This is a genomic window from Ruegeria sp. HKCCA0235A (assembly GCF_013033235.1).
Classification (GTDB): domain Bacteria; phylum Pseudomonadota; class Alphaproteobacteria; order Rhodobacterales; family Rhodobacteraceae; genus Ruegeria.
In genome coordinates this window covers 1-16,814 of sequence record NZ_WQDQ01000013.1, presented here as the reverse complement: position 1 = coordinate 16,814, position 16,814 = coordinate 1, and the positions used below count along the sequence as shown (strand labels likewise).

Sequence of the window (16,814 nt, the reverse complement as noted above, 5' to 3'; positions counted from 1 at the left end):
ACCTGCGCTCAGGGTTGATCAAACAAGGTTAATGTGCCGTTAACTCTGGTAACTTAAGGGTTTATGCCTGCCCTTTTTTCTTTTCCATCGCTTCGGCGAAACGTTCGAACAGGTAAAAACTGTCCTGGGGTCCGGGCGACGCTTCGGGGTGGTATTGTACCGAGTATACAGGTCTGTCAGTCATGCGAATCCCGCAGTTCGAGCCGTCAAACAGCGATCTGTGGGTCTCGACCACGCCTTCCGGCAAAGATTGTGCGTCCACGGCAAAACCGTGATTCATCGAAGTGATTTCGACCTTGCCGGTTTCCAGATCCTTGACCGGATGGTTCGCGCCGTGGTGGCCGTGGTTCATCTTGACTGTCTGACCGCCCAACGCCAGCGCAAGCATCTGGTGGCCAAGGCAGATACCAAAGACGGGCAGATCGGTTGTGTCCAGAATTTCCTTGATCATCGGCACAGCATAGGCACCCGTTGCGGCCGGGTCGCCGGGACCGTTCGACAGGAAAACGCCATCCGGCTGATGGGCCAGCACTTCGGCAGCGGTTGCCGTTGCTGGCAGCACGGTTACATCACATCCAGCCGAGGCGAGACAGCGCAGAATATTGCGCTTTGCTCCATAGTCGACAGCCACGACTTTGTGGGCGGGGGCCTCTTGCCGCTTGTATCCTTCCGGCCACGCCCAGCGCATTTCATCCCAGCGGTAGCTTTGGGCACAGGTGACATCCTTGGCCAAGTCCATCCCCTCCAGCCCGGCAAAGCCGCGGGCCGCAGCTACCAGTTCTTCGATGTCGAAATTACCCTCGGGATCATGAGCCAGCGCCACATGCGGCGCGCCTTGCTGGCGAATGGCGCGGGTCAGACGGCGGGTATCGACGCCGCCGATGGCGATGCGTCCACGGCGGGCAAGCCAGCCCTTGAGTTCTTCGGCCGAGCGCCAGTTGGACGGCTGGGTCGGATCCCATTTGACGACCATGCCAGCGGCAACCGGATCAGCGGTTTCGTCATCTTCGGGGTTCACGCCGACATTGCCGATATGGGGGAAGGTAAAGGTGACGATCTGCCCGGCATAGGATGGATCGGTCATGATTTCCTGATATCCGGTCATCGCTGTGTTGAAGCAGAGTTCTGCCACGGTCTGTCCGGTTGCACCGAAACCGATGCCGTAAAACAGCGTTCCGTCGGCCAAAGCCAGACATGCGGTGGGCTTGGACGGGGCGTTCTGGGCCATGGCGCGACTCTCCTGCAAGGTAAACCGGCGCATACCTAAGGGGGTTAAGCGCTTGGGTCAAGTCTGTTCAATTTTTGGGCTATCGTTATTTTTCAATGGGTTAAGCTTGTTCGCCCCCGGTTGTAACACGCTTTTTGTTTAGATATGTTCGGGGTTCCGTTGTCATGGGGATGGACAAGCCAAATGGACATGCGATCACGGGTGAATGCCGCCCTGAAGCAAGCAATGAAAGACAAAGCAGCCGAGCGTCTGTCGACGCTGCGGTTGATCAACGCGGCGATCAAGGACCGCGACATCGCCGCGCGCGCCTCGGACAATGAAGAGGTCAAAGGCTGCGGTGATGCAGAGGTGCTTGAAATTCTTGGAAAAATGACCAAGCAACGCAAGGAAAGTGCGCGCGCTTATGAAGAGGGCGGTCGCCTGGACCTGGCCGAGCGCGAGATGCAGGAAGTCGCCGTCATCGAAGAGTTTTTGCCCAAACAGTTGGATGATGATGAGGTGTCAAAGGCGATTCAGGCTGCAATCACTTCGACCGGTGCCGGTTCCATTCGCGACATGGGCAAGGTCATGGGCGAGTTGAAAACCCGTTATACCGGACAGATGGATTTCGGCAAGGTCGGGCCTATGGTCAAGGACCACCTCTGCGCCGCGTCAAACGGCGACTGCTGAGACATCAGGCTGAAACACCTACTGCGCGACAGGGTCGCGCAGTTTCCTGGCCAAATCGTCATAGAGCGTGATGCGCTCATCTTCCGACAAAAACGCCCCGATTTCTACTTCACGCCCGTCTCCGACGAGCGTGACATAGTGTGGAACCGGGCCGCCTCTTTCGTACATTTCAGGTCGTGCCCAATAGCGATTGCACGACCATTCCTGTTGGTCTTTGCCCGGAGTGTGATGCACCAGGCGGGCTTGTGAACCGGACAAGGTGAAAACCTCAAACGCACTGCGCGCGCGATAGTTCGCCTGAATCGCCAGCCAAAGCCCAAGCACCGTCAACAGCAGAAACGGTAACAGGCCCCACAACACGACCGACCCAAGCACGGCCAACAATGGGATCAAACCGAACAGAAATACGGACAGGATGGCAATCATCGCCCCACGTCGCGGCAGAGAGTTATGCGGCCAGAGGCGCAGTTCCTGTTCGGTTTCGGATGTCTGATTCCATTTGTACGGCATACCGGAAACATATCGCAGTGCCGCCTCATGTCGACGGGTTTTGATCAGACCACGTGGCCCACACGCGCCCACGACAAGGCGTCATCCAAACGGTCGTCGCCCCAGAACACCTCTTGCCTCACCACGAAGCTGGGGGCGCCGAAAACACCCAGTTTCACGGCTATGTCTGTTTCAGCTTCCAGCGCGGTGACGATATCCGGGCTGCGCGCGCGAGCCAGCGTCAGGCGAGGATCCTGCTGGCACCGCAGCAATGCTTCGGACAGGGCGCTTTCGCTGCCTGCCTCGACGCCATCCTCGAACCAGATGCGGTATAGGTTCTGGGTAAATGACTTGCCCCATCCATCCCTCATACCAAACAAAGCGACCTGATTGGCCAGGGCAAGATCGGAAATCGGATAGGGTGCGGGCAGGCTGGCGTGGATGTGATACTTGGCACAGCGCCGTTCGATATCACGCCACATATATGCGGATTTTTCGGGTTTTCCGGCGAACGGGATATTCTGCTGGGCTGACATGACCGTGCGCACATTAAAGGGCCGCCAGTTAACGGTGGCGTCATGTTCTGCGCACCAGTCGTCCAGCCGCATCACGGTAAGGAAGCTGTAAGTGCTGCCGATTGAATACCAAAAGTCGATTTCCGGCATTGCCGATCCTCCGACTGTTCTGTGCGGGTATCATAGCGGATTTTGGTACACTTGGCGAACCGACAGAAGTGGAAAACGAAAACCCCGCCACTTGGGCGGGGTTTTTTTGGGATCAGATCGGGATCAGTGCGCGTGGCCTTTGTCCCAGTCTTCCTGCTTGGGCAGCTGCTCGAACGTGTGTTCGGGCGGCGGTGTCGGCAGGGTCCATTCCAGCGTATCCGCGTATTCATTCCACGGGTTCGGACGTGTCTCTTTCGCACCACGGAACAGGGCGTAGAACACGATCCCGAAGAAGAGCAGGAACGAGGCGAACGAGATAAACGCGCCGATCGACGAAACGAAGTTCCACTGGGCAAATGCCTCGGGGTAGTCGATGTAGCGGCGCGGCATGCCCTGACGGCCCAGGAAGTGCTGCGGGAAGAAGGTCAGGTTGGCGCCGATGAAGAACAGCCAGAAATGAACCTTGCCCCAGAACTCAGAGTACTGACGACCCGTCATCTTGCTGAAGTAGAAGTACACCCCGGCAAAGATCGCGAAGACAGCACCCAGCGACATCACGTAGTGGAAGTGTGCCACAACATAGTAGGTGTCATGATAGGCACGGTCGACACCGGCCTGCGACAGAACCACACCGGTCACACCGCCGACGGTGAACAGGAACAGGAAGCCGAAGGCGAACAGCATCGGTGTCTTGAACTCGATCGAGCCGCCCCACATGGTGGCGATCCACGAGAACACCTTGACCCCCGTCGGAACCGCGATGACCATCGTGGCCAGCATGAAATAGGCCTGCTGACGCAGCGACATGCCGACGGTGTACATGTGGTGCGCCCACACGACAAAGCCCAGCACGCCGATTGCGATAATCGCCCAGACCATCGGCAGATAGCCGAAGATCGGCTTGCGCGAGAAGGTGGCGATCACGTGGCTGATGATGCCGAAACCGGGCAGGATCACGATGTACACTTCGGGGTGGCCGAAGAACCACAGGATGTGCTGATACAGGATAGGGTCACCGCCACCGGCCGGATCAAAGAAGGTGAAGCCAAAGTTGCGGTCCATCAGCAGCATGGTGATCGCGCCTGCCAGAACCGGCAGCGACAGCAGAATCAGCCATGAGGTGACGAAGATCGACCAGCTGAACAGCGGTACCTTGAACAGGGTCATGCCAGGGGCACGCATGTTCAGGAAGGTGGTGATCATGTTGATCGCGCCGAGGATCGAGGAGGCGCCCGATACGTGCACGGCAAAAATCGCCAGGTCCATGGACATGCCGCCTTCGGTCGTCGACAGCGGCGGATACAGAACCCAGCCCACACCCGAGCCGAGCTGATCGTTCCCACCCGGGCTGAGCAGCGAGGCAACACCCAGCGAAGTGCCGGCGACATACAGCCAGAAGGACAGGTTGTTCATCCGCGGGAACGCCATGTCCGGCGCACCGATCTGCAACGGCATGAAATAGTTGCCAAATCCGCCGAACAGGGCAGGGATGACAACGAAGAACATCATCAGAACACCGTGATAGGTGATCATCACGTTCCACAAGTGTCCGTTGGGGGTACACGGGTCGGCCATGAAGCCTTCCAGGCACATGTACTGAACGCCCGGGTGCATCAGCTCGAGCCGCATGTAAACGGTCATCGCCACCGAGATCAGACCGGCAAGGGCCGAAACGACCAGGTACAGAATCCCGATGTCCTTGTGGTTGGTCGACATGAACCAGCGCTGGAAAAAGCTGCGCTGATCTTCATGGTCGTGACCGTGAATGGCTGCGTCTGCCATTATAGGTGCCTCCTGTTGCAACTGCACCGCGCAGTCGGACCTCTCCAACGCGCGGGATTCCTGCTGGTTTTAGAATGTGAAGAGGGCACCTTCAATGGCCGAGTTTGATCTGGATCAAGATTAATTGTCGCGGGCACGCGGGCGCCGCACGATTTTCCGGCCTTGAATGTGGGGTATCTGGGCATGGCGGATGAGAATTCAAGTCCGGACTGTCGATGCGGCATGGGCGTTGGCAGAGTTCCGCCTTGACCGTCGCCCGCGCGCGTCTCAGAACTGTGCCAACACCCGCAATCCAGAGGTTTGAGATGGCTGATTACGACCCCGACAATATCTTTGCCAAAATCCTGCGCGAAGAAATCCCGTGCATGCGCGTGTACGAGGATGATGAAACGCTGGCTTTCATGGATATCATGCCTCGCGTGGACGGGCATCTTTTGGTGATCCCCAAAACACCATGCCGCAACGTACTGGATGCCACGCCCGAGCAACTGACGGCGGTTATAAAAACGGTGCAGAAGATGGCCCGGGCGGTCAAGTCTGCATTCGACGCGGACGGGGTGACGATTCAGCAATTCAACGAGGCGGCAGGCGGGCAGGAAGTCTTCCACCTGCATTTCCACGTCCTGCCGCGCCACGAAGGGGTTTCCATGCGCCCGCCGGGCAAAATGGGGGATTTCGAGCTTATCGGTGAACACGCGAAAAAGATCAGCGCCGCTCTCGCTTGATCATTCGGCGCCATGGGGCCCCATGCATGCGCCATGATCCTGAAACGCGTGCAGCACGGCACAGACATGATCGTGCTGCCCGTCGCAGGCCGCTGAAATTCGGGTCAGTTCCGCTTCGAGGTTTTGCAGGCGGGCAATTCGGTCCCGCAGATCGGCCAGTTGTTTTTGGGCAATTTCGTGCGCCCGGTTAAGGTCGCTGCCAGAGGTGCCCTCAAGAGACAGCAGGCCCACGACGTCGGCCAGTGGCAATCCCAGATCACGGCAATGGCGAATGAAGATCAGCCGTTTCAACGCGGCTGCGTCATACCGGCGTTGATTGCCCGCGGTTCGCTCTGGTTTGGGTAACAGGCCTTTGTCTTCATAGAACCGGATTGTCGGAATTTTCACTCCGGTTCGGCGCGATAAGTCCCCGATCGAATACATTTTTCCGGTTTTGACCTCTTGAACCTCTAGTGGCTAGAGGAATTACATGCTCTGGGAAGCCGTAACAAGGGACATGAAACGATATGGCACACCAGCATTCCCACACCGGGCATGGTCACCAGCACAACCACATTGATCCAGACGCTGGCGATGCGCGCGTCGCCTGGGCGATTGCGGTGAACATGTTCCTGACATTGGCTCAGGTCATCGGGGGCATCATTTCGGGTTCTCTGGCGTTGATTGCCGATGCGCTGCACAACTTTTCGGACGCTGTTGCGCTGATCATTGCGTTTTTTGCCCGCAAGATCGCACGGCGTCCGGCCGATCCACGGATGAGCTTTGGCTATGGCCGGGCCGAAGTCGTTGCGGCCTTGGTCAATTACACTACGTTGATCGTATTGTCGGTCTACCTGTTCTACGAAGGCGTCATGCGGTTTTTTGAACCCGAGCCGATCAACGGATGGCTTGTGGTCTGGGTCGCCGCGCTGGCATTGGTGGTCGATCTCGTAACCGCCGCTCTGACGTATACCATGGCCAAGGATAGCATGAATATCCGGGCCGCATTCATCCATAATGTTGCGGACGCCTTGGGATCAATCGCCGTGATCGTAGCGGGCACCGCAGTGATCCTGTTCGGCTGGACATGGGTGGACCCGGCGGTGACGATCCTGATCTCGGTCTACATCATGTGGCATGTCAAAGAAGAGATAGGCGAGACGGTCCGCGTTCTGATGCTGGGCGCTCCGCCCGACCTGGAGCCAGAGCAGGTAGCCGCGGCGATCGAAGAAACGGATGGGGTGGCCGAAGTGCATCATGTGCATTTGTGGGCCATGCAGGAGCGGCAGCCCGCGCTGACGGCGCATCTGGTCATCGATGCGAACGCGTGGTCAGCTGCCGAAATGGTACGGGACAGTGTCAGGCACACGCTGCAAGTTCGTTTCGGGGTAGGGCATGCGACGCTCGAACTGGAACAGGCTGGCCGCGCCTGCGTCGGTTCGTCCCGATTTGGCCACCAGGAAGAATAGCGGTGCCTGAAAGAGAATTGCCGTTCCGATTTGGGGTCGGAACGGCAGACTCGTAACCAAACACTTCTCGGATTTCGAGGGCGAGCCCTGGATCACCGGTTAACATACCACTCACTCTTGATTGGCATTTCCATATTACTCGTTAACGGAGCCTTTGTATCTAGCTGAGTTAAAAAATGCTTTAAGACTTCCATAAACCCACCGAATTCAGGGTTAATTGCCTTACGCATGGGAAACAGAGCCAGCCGGTCACAGGGATTGTTGTTTGCAACAGTGGCGCGCAGCGATTCGCTGCGCAGTGATCGACAGATGGATTCAGGGTGCCACTGGGCCAAAAACGTCTGCGAAAGTCTTTTTCAGTGCGGCATCAAGGTCTGCCATCGTTACCGGCAAGCCCAGGTCGACCAATGAGGTCACGCCGTATTCGCTTATCCCGCAAGGGACGATGCCGGAAAAATGCTCCAGATCCGGTTCGACATTCACTGAGATCCCGTGAAAACTGACCCATTTGCGCAGGCGCAGGCCAATGGCGGCGATCTTGTCTTCCGCCGGTTTGCCGGTCGCTGTCAACGGCTTGTCATCACGCCGAACCCAAACCCCCACGCGCCCATCACGGATCTCGCCTTGCACGTTGAATTCCGCCAGCGCCGAGATCACCCAGGTCTCCAGCTGTTTCACAAACTGACGCACGTCGCGACCACGTTTGTTCAAATCCAGCATGACATAGGCCACACGTTGACCGGGCCCGTGATAGGTGTATTCGCCGCCGCGTTTGCTAGCGTAAACCGGAAACCGATCGGGGTCGGTCAGATCCTCGATCCTGGCCGAAGTGCCGGCCGTATAAAGCGGCGGGTGTTCCAGCAGCCAGACACATTCTTCAGCTTCGCCATTTGCGATTGCGGCGACGCGCGCCTCCATAAAGGCAACGGCGTCGTCATAGCTGGTCAGACCATCGGTGATTTTCCATTCCATGCCGGTCTCATATCCGTCTGGATCGGTCAAGAAAAGGGGTCAGGCGGCCTCGGACAGGCAACGTTGCAGCACCTGTGCATAGGTTTCAGAACCCTGCGCGCCGGTCAGCAGGTATTTCCCGCCAAAAACCATGGATGGCACGCCTGAAATTCCCCGGCTGGTCCAGAACAGCTGCTTTTCACGCACCGGGGCTATGTGTTCTCCGCTTTCAAGCGCTTGTCGCGCCGTGTCCGCGTCCAGTCCGATGGATCGAACAACTTCCAGCAGAACATCCATATCGGAGACATCCCGCTGCGCTGTGAAATAGGCGTCGAACAGAGCCAGTTTCAAAGGATGCTGTCGGCCGACTGATTCCGCCCAATCCAGCAACTGATGCGCTGCGAATGTGTTCACCATTCTGCTGTCATCGTCGAAGTTAAAGGCAAAGCCGAGCTCGGCCCCGATCGAGGTAAGCTTGTCCCGTGCCTGCTGACTTTGCTCGGCGGTCGAGCCGTATTTCGCCATGATATGTTCACGCAGGTTCTGGCCTTCGGGTGGCATGTCCGGGTTCAACTCGAACGGATGCCAGCAAAGCCGGGCAAGGACACCCTGTTGCTGCAACGCCATGTCAAGCTGTCGAAACCCGACAATGCACCAGGGGCACACAACATCCGAGACGATATCGATCTGAACGATCGGGAGGTTTTCGGGCGGGGGCATCGGCGGCTCCTGTCAGGTCAATGGCGTGTTGTCCAGTGGCAGAGATAAGCCCGTGGTGAAGGAATTTAAACCACTGCGTTTTTGCCTCTTCACATCGCGCGCACCAACGTCTATACGCCGCTTTACCAAGTCATTGGCAGTGCGGTCGTGGCGGAATTGGTAGACGCGCAGCGTTGAGGTCGCTGTGGGGTAACTCCCGTGGAAGTTCGAGTCTTCTCGACCGCACCAAAAAATTGAAATAATTGTTTTATTACAATATTATAATTGAATCCTTTAAGAATTAGGCCACCTCTTGGACCACCTTCTTGTGCCCGCTAGAAGTGGACGGAAAAAATCGATAGCAGCTGCTTGCTGACATAGTGACTGAAATGCGCAGAAAGCTGACTTTGCAAAGTTTGAGTAATTTTCCTCTATTCGACGTTTAGAACCTAATGATTGGTCCGTATGTTATCGGCCTATTTGGCGTTGCCAATATTTCACTTCCGCACCTATGCAGCGATTTGCCTTCAACCTTTCATAATCCATAGTTGAAGGTGTTCTTTAAACTGATGTTTGAACTGGTGAAATCCGGAAGCAAAAAGCACTCAACCGAGTACGAGGATCCAGAACGGTCGCAAGAGGGAAGGCGACGTTGTCAGTACACGTCGCCTTTTTCGTTGTTTTGAAACTACTCCAAGATAGCGAGGATCTACTCGATTAGTGTGATCTCACCGGGCCGCCATGTTCCTTCAAACCAAGGCTCCAAAGGACCGTAGAGTCTTAGAACCGTGGACCAGGATTTTCCGGGCATTGTCTGTATCCAATTGCCCTCTTTGCCTTCTGGCGCTTCTGGCGCAAACCAAACCGTAAAACTGCCGTCCTCGTTTGCTTCCAAAGTGGGTTGGTTGCTATCGACCCCTGCAAGTTTCTGGTCCGTTTCGAGAAGCGAACGGGTTTGCGTGTCGTAGACAACGAATGACCAATAGTCTTTTGCTGGCGGGTTTGGGGGAATTGTCACCGAGTAAGTTTTACCGCCGTCGAAGTAGTTTCCATCGCTGTCGCGATTCGCGAGTGCGTATTGCGATCCGACTCCTACCTTTTGAGCGACCATCGCAGGCGTGATTCCGGTCGCGTAGTAATGGAACAGAGTCCGCGCATCTAGAATTTTGACGTCACCGGCTTGGAACTCGTGATTGCCCCCGACAAACGCGGTCTTCCAATACCCGTCGTCATAGTAGAAAGGTGCGCGGGATCGTGGGGCAAAGTTAAGAGATTTCGCGGCAGCAGTGCCAAGTGCCACGGCTTCGCTCAGCAAGGACTTCAGTTCATCATCAGGTTCAAAAGGCTCTCCCTTGCGAATCCCTATCGAAAACATTGCGCCCATCAACTCTTCCGGCAGCGCACCTTCGGCTTCGCTATCGACGACGGCTTTCATTTCATCGAAAAAGCTGAAATCGTTTGCGTGGATTGTGTTGAACTGTTTGTCCGTTAGATTCACGAACTCTTGCTCTGGTGGGTTCTCTCTGTCTTCCCAGCGATAGACACGCAAAGTTTCTTTGACCCGTTTTACCGCCGCTTCAACACCGTCATCCCCGTAGAACGCACGAAGCAAAAACCAGTTACGATAGCTTGGTGGCTGAACGATAAAATAGCCCTCTTCCGGCAAATCCCCTTCGAATCCGGGAGGCACGATCAGAAATTTTCCGCCTTTGCCTTCGTCAGGGCCAGCATTACCGATATCGGTGACGTATCGCATGTATGCGTCGTTCACGAAACCCAGCATACCTTCGGGCACTTCATATACCACCGGACCTTCGGAGAGATCGGTACAGTTCAATATATAAATTGTTGTCGTGTTGGGTGTCAGCAGTAGCGAACGCGCGTTATACAAATCTTCAAAGATGCCGATTTTCATCGGATCAACCCCAGCGCCTTCTTCAAGACCATGACACATCGCATAGGTCGATGCGGCGGGCATACCATCCATGAAAATCTGCATACCCCGCACGAAGTTAAGCGCGTTGTACGACAACTTCGCGGTTTCTGGCGTTGGAAGTCCATCGAAATACTCCAACGCACCAAAACGTGTTTCCACTGTGTCCGGCACAATGATGCTGTCGGGGACGTTTGCACTGTATTCCTGTGCTAAGGCCGGGATCGCAAGAGACAATGCGGCTACACCTGCGAACATCAGTCTTTTCATACCGTTTTCTCCTAGTGGGATAAGTCTACTATTCAATTCACTTTTTCCAGATCGGGTAGTTTCCAACCGCTTTCTATCCAGCCTTCAGCTGGTCCATAGAGACGAAAAAGCAAGAAAAAGTCCTCGCCGGTCGGAATCCAATTGCTTTCCAGCCCATCCGGAGCAATTGGGCCGAAATACACGTCAGCCGAGCCATCTTCGTTAACCTGTATGTCAGGGAGGTCAGGCGTCGCCAATCCCACCCGCTCGTTGCCTTTTACAAAGCCCTTAGTTTTCATGCTGTATACAATGACGGACCAAAAATCCTCGGCGGGCGTGTCTGATGGAACTGTCAGTTTGTAGGTATCTTCACCGTTGAGCATGGCGCCATCACTGTCGGTTAAACCTGTCAGGTAGAACGTGCCTCCACCGAGCTTTTTGGGCAGGTAAGTGATCCAAGAATATGACCCGCCCGCGCGGTCGTCGATCAAAACCATATCTGTCGTAACATAGGGAAATCCGGCTTCCGGTTGGCCTTCGGCGAATGCCCAGACACCCCATTGGCGATCTTCCCACAAAGGCACGACAGAGCGCGTTATGAAGTGTTCTTGCATCGTATCGTAGGCACATTGGAGACCATCCAACATGGCCGCTTGTGTCTCCTCGTCAGGTTCAAAAGGATGGCCTCGCACAATGCCCAGAGACGCCAGCATCGCCATCATTACCTTGTCTTGCTCCAAAACAGGCTCGCGCTGAATGACCGCATTCAGATCAGTGAAGAAAGTCATGTCGTATACAGGCAGCGTGTTGATGGGGTTCTCTTTTACGTCGATGAACCGTGTTGCCGGAGGATTGTCCGCATCCGACAAGGCATAGACTCGGAGCGTTTGGGCATATGCGGCCTGGTCTGCGCTTGTGCCGCCATCTTTTGCAACTGGACGGAAAGCAAAATGAACGCCATAGGTGTTGGACTGGTGAACGTAGTACCCGTCTGACGGTACGTCTCCGTCGTAACCAGGCGGAAGGATGAGGTATTTGCCACCTTCCCCCGCATCTTCGCCTGTCGTTCCGACGTCTGCCAGCGGGACTTGCCAGGCATTCACGATGGTTCCAAAGAAGGCCGCCTTATCACCGGCAGGGGGCACATCAATGACTACAGGCTCGTCAACAGTGATTCCGCCGCCGAATACATAGGGCGTGACATCGTTGGCCGTTAGAAAGCCGTGGCGACTGTCCATTGGCTCGCTCATATAGGCGATAACGCCCCGATCAGCGCCGGCATCGCGCTGGATTGCAAGTTCGATGTCATAAACGCCGACCGCCGGCATGCCCCAAATCGCAGCTTCACACGCGCGACGTTCGATCAGGTTCCGTTGTGCGTCTGACATCTCGGCGCTTGCGCTAATGGGTAAAAACAGGATCGCAGCGGTGGCCCAAGTTGAAAGGCATCCAATTCTGGGAACGTTATTCGACATTGCTTTCTCCACGTATGCTTGGATGTGAATTTATTGCACAAAGCCAAATGGGATGCGTATCATTTCACGACAGCGGACTTGTAGAAGCGAGACAATCTGGCATGAGCTTACCCCCAATGATTTCGGCGAAAGCACTTGGAGCAATGCCGCAGTTTGTCTTGGATGTGGCAGGGGAGAGAAGGCTTATCGCCGCGATGAGGGCAGCCGAACTGTCGTATAAATTCGTGGATGAACGTTCCGGCTATATTTCGGCTCATTCGCTGGCGACGTTCATACACGAAGCGGCTTGGTCAACCGGGCTAAAGAACATCGGTCTTTTTTGGTCTCCTCACCTGACTGTCGCAGAGTACGGCGCATGGGGGCGCTATGTTCTTTCGGCCCCGAACTTGGGTACGGCCCTCAATCGTGCTTCTTTTGTGATGCCGCTTCACTCGTCCACAGATAGGGCATGGTTGGAAAGCCCTGGATCACCCGCCAGGTTTTGCTACGATTTTGGTATTAAATCTCACCGCGCCTATCCCGATGTCGGCTTCTCCGCGATAGGAGTCATTCTTAGTATTTTTAAAGCTTATCTCGGAGCGAATTGGACGCCGCGTGCCGTTCTGTTGAATTTCCACAAAGTGACGAACGCGAACGAAGCTGAAGATGTGTTTAGGTGCCCGGTTATTTGGGACGCGCCGCGTTTGGGGATCGAGTTTGATAGGTGTTGTTTGCAAGCCAGCCGCTCAAGTCGACCCAACGCCGAAAATCCAACCACAGTCGACGACATAGCTAGGGAGCGTCTGGGAGGACCTCCTGAGACGCTTTCTGAACGAGTTGCAGAACTCGCGCGCCAGCAACTTCATGATGATGCGGTTTCGATTGATTCAATTGCGCGTTCTCTAGATGTAGGAGTGCGAACCCTTCAGCGTAGGCTTGAAGCGGAGGGCGGACGTTATCGTAATATTATCAATAGAGTCCGGATAGAACGCGCGACTGAACTTTTGGCTTTACCAACGGAAGCGGTATCCGACATCGCTACCGCGCTGGGATATGAAACGTCCAATAATTTTAGCCGGTCATTTAAAAGGCAAATGGGCATTTCACCCACCGAATTCAGAAGCACTCTTTATCGCAAATAAAATAGGACACAGAGTTCTCGATTAGAAGGTCTTGTATGGGCTGCCACTCGTCACTGATGGAAGAAGAAGGAAACGGCAACTTCGAGCATCGTTGCCCGACGTCTTAAGAGGAGCGAGATAGCGGCATCACCGCCCCATTTTTCAACCTTCTAAGCAATCATCGCCGCCAGGTTATCAAGCGCCTTCTTGTAGTTTAATCCAAAAGCACCCTTTAACCGCACGACCAAGTTTTTTTAGCGTCACTTTGTTCGCCTATCAAAAGTGGGTACTCGTGCAACAACTCTGAACGAAATCTTTGACGAACCTAAGCTCTGATTTCGGCCTTCATGAATTCAACAAAGGCTTTCACGCGCGGTTTGCGAAAAGCTGATGGCAAATGGACACCTTGGATCGGGAGCGTGCGGGAGTGGATTCCAGAGAACAGCTCGACCAACCGCCCTGTTTCCAGGTCATCCCCGAGGAATACATCGGGGCAGATAAAGATACCCCGCCCTGCGCGTGTTGGCACGAGACAGGCAGGAGGGCTATTGGCGAGAAACGGCCCGGATACGGGCACTTGTATGGTTTGGCCTTCGACTTGAAACGGCCAGCGGTTCGGTTCGGGGTTGTTCGCATCCCTGATACAGATGTGTTCGGAAAGCTCAGCGGGATGTGAAGGCGTGCCATGCTCTGCAAGATAGGCCGGTGCAGCCACGACCTTCATGTGCGTCTCGCCCAGCTTGCGGACAATCAGGCTTGAGTCATCAAGGTTCCCAATCCTGATTGCAATGTCAAAGCCACCCTTGGCCAGATCAGCATAGTGATCTGACAGGTCCAGCTCGACCGTGACACTCGGGTGTTTTTCAACAAAACGAGTTGCGGCTACCGCCACCGCGGTGTCGCCATAGGTGAGGGGTGCCGCAACGCGAATAACACCTTTCAAACCACCTGAAGTATCGAATTCGGCTTCCAGCTGTTCAAGCTCGGCAAGCACACGTCGCGCCCCTTCCAGGTATTTTTCTCCTTCGTGAGACAGAGACATTGAGCGCGTGGTCCGGTGAAGGAGCGTCATGCCAAGCAGGTTTTCGAGCCCGGCGACACGCTTGCTCACCAATTTGTTCGAAATCCCCAAGCGTTGCCCAGCAGCAGCGAAGGAACCGGTTTCCACGACAGCCACGAAGCTTCGCATTCCATCAATCCGGTCCAATCATTTATCTCCAGAATGACGATACATACTCTCAATTATCGCCATTTCAGCGAGCAAAAGCCACATCTAAGTTCTTCTCAAGCTCAAACGCAGGAGACAAGAACATGGCAAGTTCACATGCCCCGATCTCGATTGGTCAGGTTGCCCTGACAGTGCGCGACCTTGATGGCATGGCCGCGTTTTATGAAGACGTGATTGGCCTTGGCCTGATCGAACGCAACGGCGAAACCGCCTGTCTGGGGACCGGTAACGGGACACTAATCGAGCTCCGCCAGGACCGCAAAGCCAGGCCTTTCCCGCGCGAAGCCGGGCTGTTTCACACTGCCTTCTTGCTGCCAACCCAGCAGGACCTCGCCGCTTGGTTGATCCATGTAGAGGAACGCGGACTCCAACTTGATGGCGCATCACATCACGGCGTTAGCGAAGCTCTCTATTTGAGTGATCCGGAGGGGAATGGCATCGAAATCTACCGGGACCTGCCGCGCGAGACCTGGAAGCGCAGCGGCGAGCAAGTGCAAATGACAACGCAACCGCTTGAACTGAATTCGCTGAAGCAAAATGCCACGCCGTGGCACGGCGCGCCTAGCGGCACTGTCATCGGACATGTCCATCTGCGTGTTGGAGACGTGGATGAGGCCGCGCGATTTGTTACTCAGGCCATTGGAATGGTGCAGACGTTCCAACTGCCCTCGGCGCGTTGGTTCGGTTCAGGCGGTTACCACCATCACCTTGCTGTCAACGAATGGCAATCCAAAGGGGCAAAGAAGCGCACAGAATGGAGCACAGGCCTCGCGAGTGTCGAACTTCTGGCGGGACCTGAAAGCCTAAACCCTGGTCGCCTGATCGACCCGTGGGGAACTGAATTCAAAATCACCGCGACGCAAGCCCGCGCCGCGTGAATTCCTATCACCACCGCTTCAAAACAAGGAGAAAATCAATGACCCCCAAAGAACTCGTACGGGAGGCTGTTGAAGCCATTTTTATCAATTTCGACCCATCCGCAGCGCAGCAACTGCTGGCGCCGGACTACATCCAGCACAACCCCGCCGTGCCGACAGGTGCAGCCCCCATACTTGGCTTCATTCCAGGCTTGAAGGACAGTGGGGTCGAAGTGAACATTCACCGCGTGATCGCCGAAGGGGACATGGTTGTTTTGCACACGACCTACAACAATGCGCAGGCTTTTGGCGCAGATACGTTGGTTGGCTTCGACGTCTTCCGCGTGGAAGATGGAAAGGTTGCAGAGCATTGGGACAATCTGACTCCGCTCGCCCCGCCAAACCCTTCCGGTCACACGCAAACAGATGGCCCGACCGACATCACTGATCTGGACAGGACAGCAGAGAACAAAGCGCTGGTCGCGGATTTCGTTGAAACCATCCTGAAAGGTGGTGAAACTGATCGGATCACCGACTTCCTGTCCGCCGAAACCTACATTCAGCACAACAGCCAGATCGCTGATGGTCTGGACGGTCTGGGCGCCGCTTTGATGGCGATGGCGGATCAGGGCATCCAGATGATCTATTCCGATGTGCACATGGTTGTGGCCGAGGGTAATTTTGTCTTCACCGCATCCGAGGGCACATTGGGCGGCGTACCGACCGCGTTCTATGACCTGTTCCGCGTTGAGGACGGCAAGATCGTCGAGCACTGGGATGTGATCGCAGACATCCCATCCGAGATGGCCCATGACAACGGCAAGTTCTGATCGGACGGCAACATGAAAACGTTCTTGATCACTCTAACGATGATGCTGGGAAGTATAGCCATGGCGCAAGATGCTGGTGTAATTGAGATCGTGACTATGAACCTCGCAGAAGATGTCACGGCACAAGAATTCGAACCGATCGATAAGGCCATCGAAGAAGAGCATGTCAGCCAGCAGCCCGGCTTCATCTCACGCCAAGCGGCCTTCGCGGACGGCAAATGGGCTGTCGTGGTGAACTGGGAAAGCGCGGAGGCCGCGCAAGCGTCGATGGACAGTTTTGCTTCCGCCCAAGCAGCCGAGAAGTTCATGAGTATGATCGACGCAACCTCAATGTCGATGAAACGCTATGAATTGGCGCGATAGCGTATAAACCTCCACAGCATCCATAGGAATTACGGGTGCTGTACACTGAGCCTCCCCAACTGAACGGGTCCACCGTTATGTTTAGGAAACGGAGGACTGAGAATGGCAAACAAGCGACCGAAG

Annotated in this window: 17 protein-coding genes and 1 tRNA gene; 8 read left to right on the top strand and 10 right to left on the bottom strand. The window is 55.4% G+C overall.

The window, feature by feature from the left end:
- Positions 1–61 precede the first annotated feature (61 nt).
- On the bottom strand, positions 62–1,228 hold the full coding sequence (carA, locus tag GOW56_RS18815) for a glutamine-hydrolyzing carbamoyl-phosphate synthase small subunit (protein WP_171206855.1): 1,167 nt from the start codon (positions 1,226–1,228) through the stop codon (positions 62–64).
- 183 nt (positions 1,229–1,411) lie between these two features.
- On the opposite strand from carA, the gene GOW56_RS18810 reads away from it, so the two are divergent.
- Positions 1,412–1,897 (top strand): GatB/YqeY domain-containing protein, encoded by a 486-nt coding sequence (locus GOW56_RS18810; RefSeq protein WP_152457635.1) that lies wholly within the window; start codon positions 1,412–1,414, stop codon positions 1,895–1,897.
- Positions 1,898–1,915: 18 nt separating this feature from the next.
- Here the strand turns inward: GOW56_RS18810 and GOW56_RS18805 are convergent, their stop codons facing one another.
- The 3 genes from GOW56_RS18805 to ctaD all read right to left on the bottom strand — a co-directional run bounded on the left by GOW56_RS18805 (position 1,916) and on the right by ctaD (position 4,833).
- On the bottom strand, positions 1,916–2,407 hold the full coding sequence (locus GOW56_RS18805; protein WP_171119599.1) for a DUF2244 domain-containing protein: 492 nt from the start codon (positions 2,405–2,407) through the stop codon (positions 1,916–1,918).
- 44 nt (positions 2,408–2,451) lie between these two features.
- Positions 2,452–3,051, bottom strand: coding sequence for a 2-hydroxychromene-2-carboxylate isomerase (locus GOW56_RS18800; RefSeq protein ID WP_171206854.1), 600 nt, complete (start codon positions 3,049–3,051; stop codon positions 2,452–2,454).
- A gap of 123 nt (positions 3,052–3,174) precedes the next feature.
- Positions 3,175–4,833 carry a cytochrome c oxidase subunit I gene (gene ctaD, locus GOW56_RS18795; RefSeq protein WP_170346621.1) on the bottom strand — a complete coding sequence of 553 codons (1,659 nt, stop codon included), beginning with the start codon at positions 4,831–4,833 and terminating at the stop codon, positions 3,175–3,177.
- A 305-nt stretch (positions 4,834–5,138) separates the two neighbouring features.
- Here ctaD and GOW56_RS18790 point away from each other — a divergent pair, with 305 nt between their 5' ends.
- Complete coding sequence (locus GOW56_RS18790) at positions 5,139–5,558, top strand: HIT family protein (RefSeq protein WP_171170655.1); 420 nt, start codon at positions 5,139–5,141, stop codon at positions 5,556–5,558.
- Here GOW56_RS18790 and GOW56_RS18785 read toward each other — a convergent pair whose 3' ends face one another.
- Entirely contained in the window at positions 5,559–5,981 is a 423-nt protein-coding gene (locus tag GOW56_RS18785; protein WP_171170657.1) for a helix-turn-helix domain-containing protein, read from the bottom strand.
- An 83-nt stretch (positions 5,982–6,064) separates the two neighbouring features.
- On the opposite strand from GOW56_RS18785, the gene GOW56_RS18780 reads away from it, so the two are divergent.
- Positions 6,065–7,006 (top strand): cation diffusion facilitator family transporter, encoded by a 942-nt coding sequence (locus GOW56_RS18780; protein ID WP_171206853.1) that lies wholly within the window; start codon positions 6,065–6,067, stop codon positions 7,004–7,006.
- 315 nt (positions 7,007–7,321) lie between these two features.
- Here the strand turns inward: GOW56_RS18780 and lipB are convergent, their stop codons facing one another.
- Positions 7,322–7,978: a lipoyl(octanoyl) transferase LipB gene (gene lipB, locus GOW56_RS18775; protein ID WP_152457642.1), complete on the bottom strand. Its 657-nt coding sequence runs from the start codon at positions 7,976–7,978 to the stop codon at positions 7,322–7,324.
- Positions 7,979–8,017: 39 nt separating this feature from the next.
- On the bottom strand, positions 8,018–8,677 hold the full coding sequence (locus tag GOW56_RS18770) for a DsbA family oxidoreductase (RefSeq protein ID WP_171170660.1): 660 nt from the start codon (positions 8,675–8,677) through the stop codon (positions 8,018–8,020).
- Between the two features lie 141 nt (positions 8,678–8,818).
- On the opposite strand from GOW56_RS18770, the gene GOW56_RS18765 reads away from it, so the two are divergent.
- Positions 8,819–8,905 (top strand) — tRNA-Leu (locus GOW56_RS18765).
- A gap of 460 nt (positions 8,906–9,365) precedes the next feature.
- Here the strand turns inward: GOW56_RS18765 and GOW56_RS18760 are convergent.
- Positions 9,366–10,859, bottom strand: a complete 1,494-nt coding sequence (locus GOW56_RS18760; RefSeq protein ID WP_174829437.1) for a DUF1254 domain-containing protein — start codon at positions 10,857–10,859, stop codon at positions 9,366–9,368.
- Between the two features lie 32 nt (positions 10,860–10,891).
- A complete protein-coding gene (locus GOW56_RS18755; RefSeq protein ID WP_171206852.1) occupies positions 10,892–12,226 on the bottom strand; it encodes a DUF1254 domain-containing protein in 1,335 nt (444 codons plus the stop codon).
- 50 nt (positions 12,227–12,276) lie between these two features.
- Here GOW56_RS18755 and GOW56_RS18750 point away from each other — a divergent pair, with 50 nt between their 5' ends.
- Positions 12,277–13,434, top strand: coding sequence for an AraC family transcriptional regulator (locus GOW56_RS18750; RefSeq protein WP_171119607.1), 1,158 nt, complete (start codon positions 12,277–12,279; stop codon positions 13,432–13,434).
- 304 nt (positions 13,435–13,738) lie between these two features.
- Here the strand turns inward: GOW56_RS18750 and GOW56_RS18745 are convergent, their stop codons facing one another.
- Positions 13,739–14,620 (bottom strand): LysR family transcriptional regulator, encoded by an 882-nt coding sequence (locus GOW56_RS18745; RefSeq protein WP_171119608.1) that lies wholly within the window; start codon positions 14,618–14,620, stop codon positions 13,739–13,741.
- A 104-nt stretch (positions 14,621–14,724) separates the two neighbouring features.
- On the opposite strand from GOW56_RS18745, the gene GOW56_RS18740 reads away from it, so the two are divergent.
- From GOW56_RS18740 to GOW56_RS18730, 3 genes are read left to right on the top strand one after another with little or no spacing between them, the layout of a single operon-like run.
- Positions 14,725–15,519 (top strand): VOC family protein, encoded by a 795-nt coding sequence (locus GOW56_RS18740; protein ID WP_171119609.1) that lies wholly within the window; start codon positions 14,725–14,727, stop codon positions 15,517–15,519.
- A 38-nt stretch (positions 15,520–15,557) separates the two neighbouring features.
- Positions 15,558–16,328 (top strand): nuclear transport factor 2 family protein, encoded by a 771-nt coding sequence (locus tag GOW56_RS18735; RefSeq protein WP_171206851.1) that lies wholly within the window; start codon positions 15,558–15,560, stop codon positions 16,326–16,328.
- A gap of 12 nt (positions 16,329–16,340) precedes the next feature.
- Positions 16,341–16,691 (top strand): antibiotic biosynthesis monooxygenase, encoded by a 351-nt coding sequence (locus GOW56_RS18730; RefSeq protein ID WP_171206850.1) that lies wholly within the window; start codon positions 16,341–16,343, stop codon positions 16,689–16,691.
- Positions 16,692–16,814: the final 123 nt, after the last annotated feature.

Bases quoted from the DNA above. Each gene is read 5' to 3' on its own strand.
- carA (WP_171206855.1), bottom strand. From the start codon at position 1,228: ATGGCCCAGAACGCCCCGTCCAAGCCCACCGCATGTCTGGCTTTGGCC.
- GOW56_RS18810 (WP_152457635.1), top strand. From the start codon at position 1,412: ATGGACATGCGATCACGGGTGAATGCCGCCCTGAAGCAAGCAATGAAA.
- GOW56_RS18805 (WP_171119599.1), bottom strand. From the start codon at position 2,407: ATGCCGTACAAATGGAATCAGACATCCGAAACCGAACAGGAACTGCGC.
- GOW56_RS18800 (WP_171206854.1), bottom strand. From the start codon at position 3,051: ATGCCGGAAATCGACTTTTGGTATTCAATCGGCAGCACTTACAGCTTC.
- ctaD (WP_170346621.1), bottom strand. From the start codon at position 4,833: ATGGCAGACGCAGCCATTCACGGTCACGACCATGAAGATCAGCGCAGC.
- GOW56_RS18790 (WP_171170655.1), top strand. From the start codon at position 5,139: ATGGCTGATTACGACCCCGACAATATCTTTGCCAAAATCCTGCGCGAA.
- GOW56_RS18785 (WP_171170657.1), bottom strand. From the start codon at position 5,981: ATGTATTCGATCGGGGACTTATCGCGCCGAACCGGAGTGAAAATTCCG.
- GOW56_RS18780 (WP_171206853.1), top strand. From the start codon at position 6,065: ATGGCACACCAGCATTCCCACACCGGGCATGGTCACCAGCACAACCAC.
- lipB (WP_152457642.1), bottom strand. From the start codon at position 7,978: ATGGAATGGAAAATCACCGATGGTCTGACCAGCTATGACGACGCCGTT.
- GOW56_RS18770 (WP_171170660.1), bottom strand. From the start codon at position 8,677: ATGCCCCCGCCCGAAAACCTCCCGATCGTTCAGATCGATATCGTCTCG.
- GOW56_RS18760 (WP_174829437.1), bottom strand. From the start codon at position 10,859: ATGAAAAGACTGATGTTCGCAGGTGTAGCCGCATTGTCTCTTGCGATC.
- GOW56_RS18755 (WP_171206852.1), bottom strand. From the start codon at position 12,226: ATGTCAGACGCACAACGGAACCTGATCGAACGTCGCGCGTGTGAAGCT.
- GOW56_RS18740 (WP_171119609.1), top strand. From the start codon at position 14,725: ATGGCAAGTTCACATGCCCCGATCTCGATTGGTCAGGTTGCCCTGACA.
- GOW56_RS18735 (WP_171206851.1), top strand. From the start codon at position 15,558: ATGACCCCCAAAGAACTCGTACGGGAGGCTGTTGAAGCCATTTTTATC.
- GOW56_RS18730 (WP_171206850.1), top strand. From the start codon at position 16,341: ATGAAAACGTTCTTGATCACTCTAACGATGATGCTGGGAAGTATAGCC.